The sequence below is a fragment of the Caulobacter sp. SRI_014 genome (assembly GCF_057586315.1).
In genome coordinates, this window is sequence record NZ_JBYCZQ010000005.1 from 102,804 (window position 1) to 114,471 (window position 11,668).

At 65.7% G+C, this 11,668-nt stretch carries 15 protein-coding genes; all 15 read right to left on the reverse strand.

Annotation, left to right across the window (positions count from 1 at the left end; genetic code table 11):
- The gene (nuoL, locus tag AC2YG9_RS13250) at nucleotides 1–2,094 is read right to left on the reverse strand and encodes an NADH-quinone oxidoreductase subunit L (protein WP_487298442.1); all 2,094 of its coding nucleotides are present in this window, start codon (nucleotides 2,092–2,094) and stop codon (nucleotides 1–3) included.
- Nucleotides 2,095–2,102: 8 nt separating this feature from the next.
- Nucleotides 2,103–2,408 carry an NADH-quinone oxidoreductase subunit NuoK gene (gene nuoK, locus AC2YG9_RS13255; RefSeq protein ID WP_487298443.1) on the reverse strand — a complete coding sequence of 102 codons (306 nt, stop codon included), beginning with the start codon at nucleotides 2,406–2,408 and terminating at the stop codon, nucleotides 2,103–2,105.
- Complete coding sequence (locus AC2YG9_RS13260; RefSeq protein ID WP_487298444.1) at nucleotides 2,405–3,037, reverse strand: NADH-quinone oxidoreductase subunit J; 633 nt, start codon at nucleotides 3,035–3,037, stop codon at nucleotides 2,405–2,407. The genes nuoK and AC2YG9_RS13260 overlap by 4 nt, the downstream gene beginning before the upstream one ends.
- Before the next feature lie 57 nt (nucleotides 3,038–3,094).
- Nucleotides 3,095–3,583 (reverse strand): NADH-quinone oxidoreductase subunit NuoI, encoded by a 489-nt coding sequence (gene nuoI, locus AC2YG9_RS13265; RefSeq protein ID WP_487298445.1) that lies wholly within the window; start codon nucleotides 3,581–3,583, stop codon nucleotides 3,095–3,097.
- Entirely contained in the window at nucleotides 3,580–3,816 is a 237-nt protein-coding gene (locus tag AC2YG9_RS13270; protein WP_487298446.1) for a hypothetical protein, read from the reverse strand. Before AC2YG9_RS13270 ends, nuoI begins: the two co-directional genes overlap by 4 nt.
- Nucleotides 3,816–4,892 carry an NADH-quinone oxidoreductase subunit NuoH gene (gene nuoH / locus AC2YG9_RS13275; RefSeq protein ID WP_487298447.1) on the reverse strand — a complete coding sequence of 359 codons (1,077 nt, stop codon included), beginning with the start codon at nucleotides 4,890–4,892 and terminating at the stop codon, nucleotides 3,816–3,818. Before nuoH ends, AC2YG9_RS13270 begins: the two co-directional genes overlap by 1 nt.
- A gap of 3 nt (nucleotides 4,893–4,895) precedes the next feature.
- A complete protein-coding gene (gene nuoG / locus AC2YG9_RS13280) occupies nucleotides 4,896–6,956 on the reverse strand; it encodes an NADH-quinone oxidoreductase subunit NuoG (protein WP_487298448.1) in 2,061 nt (686 codons plus the stop codon).
- Nucleotides 6,957–7,087: 131 nt separating this feature from the next.
- Nucleotides 7,088–7,543: a TM2 domain-containing protein gene (locus tag AC2YG9_RS13285; RefSeq protein ID WP_487298449.1), complete on the reverse strand. Its 456-nt coding sequence runs from the start codon at nucleotides 7,541–7,543 to the stop codon at nucleotides 7,088–7,090.
- Nucleotides 7,544–7,621: 78 nt separating this feature from the next.
- Entirely contained in the window at nucleotides 7,622–7,942 is a 321-nt protein-coding gene (locus AC2YG9_RS13290) for a hypothetical protein (protein ID WP_487298450.1), read from the reverse strand.
- 2 nt (nucleotides 7,943–7,944) lie between these two features.
- Nucleotides 7,945–8,280: a hypothetical protein gene (locus AC2YG9_RS13295; RefSeq protein ID WP_487298451.1), complete on the reverse strand. Its 336-nt coding sequence runs from the start codon at nucleotides 8,278–8,280 to the stop codon at nucleotides 7,945–7,947.
- Between the two features lie 63 nt (nucleotides 8,281–8,343).
- Nucleotides 8,344–8,700 (reverse strand): hypothetical protein, encoded by a 357-nt coding sequence (locus tag AC2YG9_RS13300; protein WP_487298452.1) that lies wholly within the window; start codon nucleotides 8,698–8,700, stop codon nucleotides 8,344–8,346.
- Between the two features lie 292 nt (nucleotides 8,701–8,992).
- Entirely contained in the window at nucleotides 8,993–10,312 is a 1,320-nt protein-coding gene (nuoF, locus tag AC2YG9_RS13305) for an NADH-quinone oxidoreductase subunit NuoF (protein ID WP_487298453.1), read from the reverse strand.
- 72 nt (nucleotides 10,313–10,384) lie between these two features.
- Nucleotides 10,385–10,663, reverse strand: a complete 279-nt coding sequence (locus tag AC2YG9_RS13310) for a hypothetical protein (RefSeq protein WP_487298454.1) — start codon at nucleotides 10,661–10,663, stop codon at nucleotides 10,385–10,387.
- Nucleotides 10,660–10,899, reverse strand: a complete 240-nt coding sequence (locus tag AC2YG9_RS13315; protein ID WP_487298455.1) for a hypothetical protein — start codon at nucleotides 10,897–10,899, stop codon at nucleotides 10,660–10,662. The genes AC2YG9_RS13310 and AC2YG9_RS13315 overlap by 4 nt, the downstream gene beginning before the upstream one ends.
- Nucleotides 10,900–10,902: 3 nt before the next feature.
- Complete coding sequence (gene nuoE / locus AC2YG9_RS13320; RefSeq protein ID WP_487298456.1) at nucleotides 10,903–11,589, reverse strand: NADH-quinone oxidoreductase subunit NuoE; 687 nt, start codon at nucleotides 11,587–11,589, stop codon at nucleotides 10,903–10,905.
- Nucleotides 11,590–11,668: the final 79 nt, after the last annotated feature.

Genomic DNA, 11,668 nt, shown 5'->3' on the forward strand with positions numbered 1-11,668 from the left:
CTACCCTCGGAACTGGAACAGGGCGTAGGTCAGCAGACCCGCGATGCCCAGCAGCATGACGAAGGCGTAGTGATAGACATAGCCGGTCTGCAGCCGGCCCGTGCCCTTGCCGACCGCGAGCGAGACGGCGGAAACGCCATCCGGACCCAGGCCGTCGATGATCTTCTGATCCCCGCCCTTCCAGAACAGGTCGCCGAGGAACCGGGCGCCGCGCACGAAGGTGGCGTCATACAGCTCGTCGAAGAACCACTTGTTGTAGAGGAAGCGCCAGAGCGGACCTTCCTGGGCGGCCAGGCGCGCGCCCATGCCTTCCTTCAGGATGTAGACATAGACGGCGACCAGGAAGCCGATGGCGGTGACCACCAGCGGCGCCCACAGCACCCAGCCCGGCGCATTGTGCATCTCGTGCAGGATGTGGTTGGTCGAGGCGTTGAAGATCGAGCCGTGCCAGAACTCTTCCTGGTGATGGCCGACGAAGTTTTCGACAAAGAAATAGCCGGCCGCGATGGCGCCGATGGCCAGCAGCCCGAGCGGGACCAGCATGGGCAGCGGCGACTCGTGCGGCTTGTGATCATGGCCGTGGCCATGGTCGTCGTGCGCGTGCGCATCGGGCAGCGGCTCGTCGTGGGTTTCGAGCTGGGCGGGGCTGGCGTGGTCGTCATGGCCATGCGCATCGGCGTGGCCATGGCCGTGGTCGGCATGGGCCCATTTGGGCGTGCCGTGGAAGGTCATGAAGGCCAGGCGCCAGCTGTAGAAGCTGGTCAGGCAGGCGGCCAGCAGGCTGACCACGAAGGCGAACTGGGCGGCCGGATTATGCAGGCCGGCGGCCCAGCTGGCCTCGATGATGCTGTCCTTGGAGTAGAAGCCGGCGAAGCCCAGGTGCAGGTTGGGCAGGCCGACGCCGGTGATGGCCAGGGTGCCGATGGTCATCACCGCATAGGTGAAGGGCAGGTACTTCCACAGCCCGCCCATCTTCCGCATGTCCTGCTCGTGGTGCATCCCGTGGATCACCGAGCCGGCGCCGAGGAACAGCAGGGCCTTGAAGAAGGCGTGGGTGAACAGGTGGAACATCGCCGCCTGGTAGGCGCCGACGCCGGCCGCGAAGAACATGTAGCCGAGCTGCGAACAGGTCGAATAGGCGATGACCCGCTTGATGTCGTTCTGGGCCAGACCGACGGTCGCGGCGAACAGGGCGGTGACCGCGCCGATCACGGTGACGACGGTCTTGGCGCCGTCGGCGTACTCGAACATCGGGCTCAGCAGGCAGACCATGTAGACGCCGGCGGTGACCATGGTCGCCGCGTGGATCAGGGCCGAGACCGGGGTCGGGCCCTCCATGGCGTCGGGCAGCCAGGTGTGCAGGAAGAACTGGGCCGACTTGCCCATGGCGCCGATGAACAGCAGGAAACAGGCCAGATCGAGGGCGCTGAACTCGGTGTTGAGGAACACCCAGGTCTTGCCGGTCCAGCTGCCGGCTTCCGGGAAGATTTCGGCGAACTCGATCGAGCCGAACATCCAGAAGCAGGTCATGATGCCGAGCGCGAAGCCGAAGTCGCCGACCCGGTTGACCACGAAGGCCTTGATGGCGGCGGCGGACGCAGTGGGCTTCTTGTACCAGAAGCCGATCAGCAGATAGCTGGCCAGGCCCACGCCTTCCCAGCCGAAGAACAGCTGCATGAAGTCGGCGGCGGTGACCAGCGCCAGCATGGCGAAGGTGAACAGCGACAGATAGGCGAAGAACCGCGGACGGCTGTCGTCCTCGGCCATGTAGCCCCAGCTGTAGAGGTGGACGAGGCTGGAGACGCTGGTCACCACGATCAGCATGACCGCGCTCAGCGTATCGATACGGATCGACCAGGCCGACTGGAAGTCGCCGACGTTGATGAACGGCAGCAGCTTGACGGTGAAGTCCTGCCAGTCGCCCAGGGCGACGCCGAAGAAGGTGGTCCAGGCCAGGGCGCAGGAGAGGAACAGCAGGCCGGTGGTGACCGCCTGGCTGGCGACGTTGCCGATCCGGCGGCCGCTCAGGCCGGCGATGGCCGCGCCGAGCAGCGGGCCGAACAGCAGGATGGTGACGAGAAGCTCGTGAGACATGGGTGCGATCAGCCCTTCATCACCGAGGCGTCGTCGACCGCGATATCACCGCGGTTACGGAAGAAGGTCACCAGGATGGCCAGGCCGACGGCGGCCTCGGCCGCGGCGACGGTCAGCACGAACATGGCGTAGATCTGGCCCACGACGTCGTGCAGGTAGACCGAGAAGGCCACCAGATTGATGTTCACGGCCAGCAGGATCAGCTCGATCGACATCAGGATGACGATGATGTTCTTGCGGTTCACGAAGATGCCGAACACCCCGATGGTGAACAGGATCGCCGCCAGCGTGAGGTAGTGGGTGAGGCCGATCATTCGCCTTCCCCTTCTTTTCCAAAATTGGCGCCGGGTTTGATGTCGACGATGGTCATGCCGCTCTTGGGACCACGCCGGTTCTGGGCGGCGATGTTCTGGCGCTTGACGCCCGGCTTGTGGCGCAGGGTCAGGACGATGGCCCCGATCATGGCGACCAGAAGCACCAGGCCGGCAGCCTGGAAGAAGTAGACGTAGTCGGTGTAGAGCACCCGCCCGATGGTCTCGGCGTTGGAGATGTCCGGCGCGCTGGCCATCGGGCCGCTGACCTTGCTGGCCGCGCCCTTGGTGGCGATGCTGATCGCCACGACGATCATCTCGAGGGTCAGGATGCCGGCCACGATCAGGCCGAAGGGCAGGTACTGGGCGAAGCCCTGGCGCAGCGACTTGAAGTCGACGTCGAGCATCATGACGACGAACAGGAACAGCACCGCCACCGCGCCGACGTAGACCACGACCAGCAGCATCGCGAGGAATTCAGCGCCAATCAGCACGAACAGACCGGCCGCGCTGAAGAAGGCGGTGATCAGGAACAGCACCGAGTGCACGGGGTTGCGCGCCGACACCACGGCAAACGCCGCCAGCACCGTCACCGTCGCCATCAGATAGAAGGCTATCGCCTGCAGGCCCATGTGGCCCTCATCCCTTCTTCAAACTTCGAAATCACCGTCGGAATCGTGCGCAGCCTCTTAACGATAGGCCGCGTCCAACTCCAGATTCTTGGCGATCTCGCGCTCCCAACGGTCGCCGTTATCGAGCAGCCGTTCCTTGTCGTAGTAGAGCTCTTCACGGGTTTCCGTGGCGAACTCGGTGTTGGGTCCCTCGACGATGGCGTCCACCGGGCAGGCCTCCTGGCACAGGCCGCAGTAGATGCATTTGACCATGTCGATGTCGTAGCGGGTCGTGCGCCGGCTGCCGTCCTCACGGGGCTCGGCCTCGATGTAGATGGCCTGGGCCGGGCAGATGGCCTCGCACAGCTTGCAGGCGATGCAGCGTTCCTCGCCCGAGGGATAGCGGCGCAGGGCGTGCTCACCCCGGAAGCGCGGCGACTGGGGCCCGCGTTCATTGGGGTAGATCACCGTCTTCTTGGGCGCGAGCATGTACTTCATGGCCAGCGCGAAGGCGCCGATGAAGTCCAGCAGGGCGAACCCTTTGATGGTCTGGGCCAGGCGGCTCATTGAGCCTTCTCCTTGGGGGTAATGACGCACTGGTAGTTGGACAGCTGGTAGGTGTCGCCGCCATCGCCGAAGGGGCGCACCGTGCCGCCGGCCTCGACGCACTTGTCCTTGGCCCGCTTCAGCTCGTCATAGGTCACCAGCCCACGACCCAGCGCATAGCTGCCCGGGTTGGCGTCCGGCTGCGTGGCGCAGGCGCTTAAGCAGACCAGGGGAAGAAGCAGGGCGGCCCGCATCAGGCGTGTCCCGTGTAGACGCGGTAGGCCGCGACCAGGACCACGGCGATCAGCGATGTCGGCAGGAAGATCTTCCAGCCCAGGCGCATCAGCTGGTCATAGCGATAGCGGGGCACGATGGCCTTCACCATGGCGAACAGGAAGAACATGAAGATGGTCTTGGCGAAGAACACCAGGAACAGCAGGAAGCTGACCAGGGTCGAGTTCCAGCCGTCCATGAAGTCGGTCGGGAAGCCGGGCTGCCATCCGCCGAAGAAGAGGATGGTGAACAGCGAGCACATCAGGACGATATTGGCGTACTCGCCGATCATGAACAGCAGGTACGGGGTCGAGCTGTATTCGACCTGATAGCCGGCCACGAGTTCCGACTCCGCCTCGGGCAGGTCGAAGGGCGGGCGGTTGGTCTCGGCCAGGGCCGAGATGAAGAAGATCACCGCCATCGGGATCATCACCATGGCCAGGGGCAGGTTCTTCAGGCCGCCGCCGAAGACGTTCCAGTTCCAGATCCAGCCTTCCTGCATCTCGGTGATCTGCGTCAGGCTCATGGTGTTGGCCAGCAGGATCACCGTGATGATCACGAAGCCGATGGACACCTCGTAGGAGACCATCTGGGCCGCCGAGCGCAGCGAGCCGAGGAAGGGATACTTCGAGTTGGACGCCCAACCGCCCATGATGATCCCGTACACCCCCATCGAGCTGATGGCGAAGATGTAGAGGATGGCCGGGTTGATCGGCGCGATCACCCAGCCCGGCGCCAGCGGCACCACCGCCCAGGCCCCGAAGGCCAGGACGAAGGTCAGGATCGGTGCGATCAGGAAGACCGTCTTGTCGGCCCCGGCCGGGATGACGATTTCCTTCAGCAGGAACTTCAGGAAGTCGGCGAAGGACTGGAACAGGCCGAAGGGGCCGACCACGTTGGGCCCCTTGCGCATCTGCACGCCGGCCCAGACCTTGCGGTCGCCCCACAGCAGGAAGGCGAGGCTGAGCAGGATCCAGACCAGCACGGCCAGGATCTGGCCCGTGTGCAGCAGGAACCAGCCGATGCCGTGCGACCAGTAGTCGGGTGTCGTGGTCACGGGCTACTCCGCAGCCATCTTCGCGGCGCCGGAGGCCAGGGCCGCGCATTCGGCCATGGTCACGCTGGCGCGCGCGATCGGGTTGGTCAGGTGGAAGGCCTCGACGGCGCTGGTCAGCGGCGCGTCGGAGACATCCCCGGCGGCGCCGAGGCCGCTGAGGTCGAAGCTGGTGGCGACCGAGCCGGGCGCATAGTCGATCTGGCCGAAGGTCGGGTGATCGGCGAACAGCTTTGCTCTCAGGGCGTCCAGGCTGTCGTACGGCAGGGTCTTGCCGACCCGGTCCGACAGCGCCCGGATGATCGCCCAGTCCTCGCGGGCCTCGCCCTTCGGGAACACGGCGCGTTCACCCATCTGCACCCGGCCCTCGGTGTTGACGTAGAGGCCGTTCTTTTCGGTATAGGCGGCGCCGGGCAGGATCACGTCCGCCTTGTGCGCGCCCCGGTCGCCATGGCTGCCCAGATAGACGGTGAAGGCGCCCGAAGCGGAGGCCTCGCACTCGTCCGCGCCGAGCAGGAACAGGACGTCCAGCGCGCCGGGCTTCAGCATCTCGCGAGTGGAGAGGCCGCCCTCGCCGGGGACAAAGCCCATGTCGAGGCCGCCGACGCGGGCGGCGGCGCTGTGCAGCACGTTCCAGCCGTTCCAGCCGTCACGCACCACGTTGAAGCTCTTGGCCACCCCAGCCAGCGCCTTGAGCACCGCCGCGCCGTCTTCGCGGGCGAAAGCGCCCGCGCCGACGATGATCGCCGGACGCTCGGCGCCCTTGAAGGCCTTGACGAAGTCGGACTTCGACTTGGCCAGACCCGACAGGCTCGAAACGCCCGCGCCCAGGTAGTCGTAGCTGTAGGTCAGGTCGACCTGCTGGCCGATCAGGCCGATGCGGGTCTTGCCGGCCACCCACTGCTTGCGCAGGCGGGTGTTGAACACGGCGGCCTCGGTGCGCGGATTGGCCCCGATGATCAGCACCACGTCGGCGTTTTCCACGCCGGCCAGGGTCGAGTTGAACAGCCAGCTTTCGCGCGGACCGGTCCCGAGCGCCGACCCATCCTGGCGGCAGTCGAGGTTCCTCACCCCCAACGAGGTGAAGAGGTCCAGCGCCGCCTTCATCGATTCGGCGTCCTGCAGATCGCCGGCGATGACCCCGACCTTTTCGGGCGCGGTGGTCGACAGCTTGCCGGCGATGGCCGCGAAGGCTTCGGGCCAGGTCGCGGGAGCCAGCTTGCCGCCGGTCCTTACATACGGCCGGTCGAGGCGCTGACGGCCGAGGCCGTCGACGGCGTAGCGGCTCTTGTCGCTCAGCCACTCCTCGTTGATGTCCTCGTTCACCCGCGGCAGCACGCGCAGCACGGCGGCGCCGCGGCTGTCGACGCGGATGGCGCTGCCCAAGGCGTCCATGACGTCGATGCTCTGGGTCTTCTTCAGTTCCCAGGGCCGGTAGTTGAAGGCCCAGGGCCGGTGCGTCAGGGCGCCGACCGGGCACAGGTCGTTGACGTTGCCCGACAGCTCGCTGGTCACCGCGGCGCCCAGATAGGTCGTGATTTCAACGTCTTCGCCGCGCGAGATCAGGCCGATCTCCGGCACGCCGGCGACTTCGGTGATGAACCGCACGCAGCGGGTGCACTGGATGCAGCGCGTCATCACCGTCTTGATCAGCGGGCCCATCTCTTTTTCTTCGACGGCACGCTTGTTCTCTTCGTAGCGGGTCTCGTCCCGCCCGTAGCCCATCGCCTGGTCCTGCAGGTCGCACTCGCCGCCCTGGTCGCAGATCGGGCAGTCCAGCGGGTGGTTGATGAGCAGGAACTCCATCACCCCTTCGCGGGCCTTCTTGACCATCGGAGTCTTGGTGAAGATCTCCTGGCCCTCGGCGGCCGGCAGGGCGCAGCTCGCCTGCGGCTTGGGCGGCCCCGGCTTCACCTCAACGAGGCACATGCGGCAGTTGCCGGCGATGCTGAGGCGCTCGTGGTAGCAGAACCGGGGGATTTCCTCCCCCGCGATCTCGGCCACCTGGAGCACCGTCATGCCGGGCTCGAATTCGACCTCGACGCCGTTGACCTTGGCTTTGGGCATAGTTCGTCCGGGACTAACAATTGGGCGGCTGAGTGCACCGGTTTCCCCGCAGGTTCAAGGGGTCCGGACGCATTGAGAAACGCTCGCAACTGGCCGCCCCGGAGCACACGCCTCGGAGCGTCTATCGCCGCCTAGAACCAGCTCTTGTCGCCCACGACATAGTCCTCGTGGAACTGCTGGTCCGACTTCACGAGGTAGATGATGAACTCGACGAAGGCGATGATGCTGACGATCAGCGGCGGGATGGCCAGCAGGATCCAGCCGATGGTGCCGCACAGCAGCATGATGATCCCGGCGTTGGTCTTGCCGAGGTAGAACTTGTGGATGCCCAGCCAGCCCAGGAAGAAGGCCAGCAGGGCGGCGACGATCTTGTTCTTGTCGCCCGACAGCCCGCCATAGGCCGGGGTGGTGACATAGATGTTGCGGGCCGCGCCCTCTTCCGGCTCGAAGTCGACCTCGGTGCCGGGCACCACGCTGCGCGTGCCGCCGCCCAGGTCGCCGCGCGTGAACGGATAGCGCTGACCATCGTCGCCGCTGATCAGGCCCGTGCCGTCCAGGTCGCTGTAGGAAAGTACCTTGCCGCGCATGAATTTCGCCCTCTTGCGACCGCCGCAACGGCGTCGCCCCGGAGGGGATATTCGATGCGGCGGCGGCGGGCCGCAACCCTATCTTCGCCCGATGTTCGCCGACGGCGGCAGGATTGGCCCGGCAATGACCAGGGCGATCAGGAATATGGTCGTGGCAAGCCAGGCCGAGATGAGCAGGATCATCAGCAGGTTCACTGTGACATCGTTTCCAGGACCGAAGTCCCCCATGCTGTAGAGCAGCTGTGCGCCCAGCGCCGCCAGGCCCAGAAGCAGCAGCCAGGGCGCGGCCACCCACCACCGCCCCCGACGGTACCTGTGGGCGACCACGCAGGCGGCGAAGAGGGGAATCACCGCCACAAGGGCGAAGATGCTGAAGGCGATGATCTCGTCGTCCGACATGATCAGAACACTTCACTGACATTGAGGGTCGGCCATTTGGGTCCGGCGATGGCCAGGGTCGCCAGGGCCAGACCCAACGCCACCCAACCGCTGAGGAAAATGGTCGCCGCGATCCCGAAGGCCGGGCCATCGGAACTATCCATGCCACCGGTCCCCCAGACCACCAGCCCGATCAGCGGCAGCGCCAGTAGAAACAGGCCGCCGGGCAAGACGGGCCACCAGCGCCGGCGAAAACCGCGCCAGAACAGCGCCGTCGCCGCGATGATCGGAATGAGGCTGATGACCAGGGTGAAGATCAGCCCGAGGGTCTCACCCAACGTGAACGCCAGCCCGAACATTGCCCCATCCCCAAAACCGGCGGCCATCCTCGCGTGCGCCGCGCCGGCTCGCAACCCTCAGGGTCAGTCCTTTGGAAGATGCGGCGGCGGGGCCAGGCCGATGACGGCGAACAGCACCACGCAGATGCCGACCGAGATGCCGGCCCCGCTGGCCCAGCTGGAGATACAGCCGTTGATGAAGCCGTACTGGTAGTAGCCCTGGCCCTGCGCCAGCCAGAACAGCATGGCGTAGACCGGGCCGCACAACATCGCCAGGACCCAGGGAAAGCTCGGCCAGATGCCGCGCCGGCCGGCTCTGTGCAGGATCACCGACATGGCGCCGAGCGGCAGGGAATAGATCAGCGCCTGCGGGGCGAAGGTGAGCAGGTTCGGGAGGAAGACGGGGTCTTCGATCTCCGCAACCAGGCGCCAGGTGCTCAAAACACGTCTGCTTCAGACGCCGGCGCCGCCCGCATGATCACAAGCGCCACCAGCAGGGACAGGCAGGCTACGTAGCCGCCAGCCAGAATTGGGAAGAATGCCACTGCGCCGCCTGTGGAGACCAATGAGCCTGCGCCCGTAGCCAGGCTGAACAAGACACCGACAACCGACGGCCAGACCTTCCAAAGGCCTCGCCGCCCCATTCGGTGGGCAAGAATGGTGGCTGCCACCAGAGGCGCCGCCGCGAGGGCGAGTGCAAACAGGACGATGGCGACTCCCACGCCGCCCTGCCCTACTCGGCCGCGACCAGGGTCGCGCCCTGCACGTGCGGCTTGCCGGCGCGGTAGCTCGAGATGCGGTCCTCGACCTCATGGCGGAAGTGGCGGAACAGGCCCTGGATCGGCCAGGCCGCCGCGTCGCCAAGGGCGCAAATGGTGTGGCCTTCGACCTGCGTGGTGACATCCAGCAGGGTGTCGATTTCCTTCATGTCGGCCTCGCCGGTCGCCATGCGCTCCATCACCCGCCACATCCAGCCGGTGCCTTCGCGGCACGGCGTGCACTGGCCGCAGCTCTCATGCTTGTAGAAGTAGCTCAGCCGGGCGATGGCGCGGACGAGATCGGTGTCCTTGTCCATGACCATGACCGCCGCCGTGCCCAGGCCCGACTTCAGTTCGCGCAGGGCGTCGAAGTCCATGAACAGGTCTTCGCACTGCTCGGCCGGAATCATCGGCACCGAGGCGCCGCCCGGGATGACGGCCTTCAGGTTGCCCCAGCCGCCCCGGATGCCGCCGCAATGGTCCTCGATCAAGGTCCGGAACTTGATGCTCATCGCCTCTTCGACGTTGCACGGCAGGTTCACGTGGCCGGAGATGCAGAACAGCTTGGTGCCGGTGTTGTTCGGCCGCCCGAAACCGGCGAACCACTCGGCGCCCCGGCGCAGGATGGTGCCGACCACGGCGATGGACTCGACGTTGTTCACCGTCGTCGGGCAGCCATAGAGGCCGGCCCCGGCCGGGAACGGGGGCTTCAGACGGGGTTGGCCCTTCTTGCCTTCCAGGCTTTCCAGCAGCGCGGTCTCTTCCCCACAGATGTAGGCCCCGCCGCCGTGGTGCATGTAGAGGTCGAAATCCCAGCCGTGGACGTTGTCCTTGCCGATCAATTTGGCCTCGTAGGCCTGCTTGATGGCGGCTTCCATGATCTCGCGCTCACGCACGTATTCGCCGCGGATGTAGATGTAACAGGCGTGGGCCTGCATCGCGAACGACGCGATCAGGCACCCTTCGATCAGCAGGTGGGGATCATGGCGCATGATCTCCCGGTCCTTGCAGGTGCCCGGCTCGGACTCGTCGGCGTTGACCACCAGGTAGTGGGGACGGCCGTCCTTCACTTCCTTGGGCATGAAGGACCACTTCAGGCCCGTGCCGAAGCCGGCGCCGCCCCGCCCGCGCAGGCCGCTGTTCTTGATGTTGTCGATGATCCAGGGCGCGCCGGCGTCCAGCATGTCCTTGGTGGCGTTCCAGCAGCCGCGCTTCTTCGCCCCTTCCAGACCCCAGTCGTGGAGGCCGTAGAGGTTGGTGAAGATGCGGTCCTTGTCTTCCAGGATGCCGACCATCGGTAGTCTCGTCTCTTTCTCGCGGGAACGCCCCGCCCTATCAGCTATTGGCCTTTCGGGGAAACGCCCCCGTCAGGGATTCCAGGTTTCGAAGGGGTTGGCCCGTCGCCAGGCCGTCCGCTTCCAGATCACGTAGAAGAACACCACCCAACCGGCCGCCAGCAGGGCATAGCCGAACAGCACGGCCAGCTTGGGCAGGGCGGTATAGGTCGAGGCGACCACGATGCCGACCCCGATCAGGATGATGACCAGCCCGACCAGCCGCTCGAAGCGATGGAGGCCGCGCAGGGTGTCGATGTAGGCGATGCGCCGCTTGAGGATCTCGGCTTCCTCGAGGTGTTCGTCGCTCATTCCACGATGCTCCCCGGTCGGGAGGCCGGCTCACCGCGCTTTCGGGCCTGCATGAACATCAGGAACACGACCGTGAAGGGGATGATGCCGGCGAAGACCAGGCCGAAGAAGGCCGGAATGCTGTCGTACACCGCGATCGCCGCGAAAGCGCCCAGCGTGCAGGCGAGCTCCCAGACCCAGGCAATGACCAAGGGCCGGTAGGCGATCATCTCGCGCAGGGTCGGCTTGTCAGCCATGGATCAGGCGGGCGCCTTGGCGGCCTTGGCCTTCTTGGCCTTTTCCGGGGCGTTGGGCAGTTTGATCTTCTTGGCGTAGCTGCCGTCGTACAGCTTGGGATCGGTCAGGGTGTGGATCGCGCCCTTGGGCTCCGAAGCGCCCCGGCCGTCGTAGGAGCCGGGCTTGGGCTTCTTGCCGGCCGCGAAGTCGTCGAGGATCTGCGACAGGCTCTCGGGCGTCAGGTCTTCGTAGTAGTAGTCGTTGATCGCCGCCATCGGGGCGTTGCAGCAGGCGCCGAGGCACTCGACCTCTTCCCAGCTGAACTTGCCGTCGGCTGAGACGTGGTTCTTCGGGCCGATCTTCTTCTTCAAGACATCGATCAGCGAACCGGCCCCACGGATCATGCAGGGGGTGGTGCCGCACAGCTGCACGAAGGCGACCTTACCGACCGGCTCCAGCTGGAACATGGTGTAGAAGGTGGCTACCTCGAGCACGCGGATGACCGGCATCTCCAGCATCTGGGCGATCAGCTCGATGGCCGGCTTGCTGACCCAGCCTTCCTGCTTCTGGGCGATCCACAGCAGCGGGATGGAGCCCGACTGCTTGCGGGCGGCCGGGTATTTGGCCAGCCAGAAATTGACGTCCTTCATCGACTCTTTCGAGAAGGCGAAGCTGTCGGGCTGGTCTTTGGCAAGGCGGCGGACGGACATGAAACGGTCTTCCAGCGAAACGGCCACGGCCCGGAGACTCGCGAAAGACTCCCTGGCCGGGTCAGGCAATTCGCGCCGA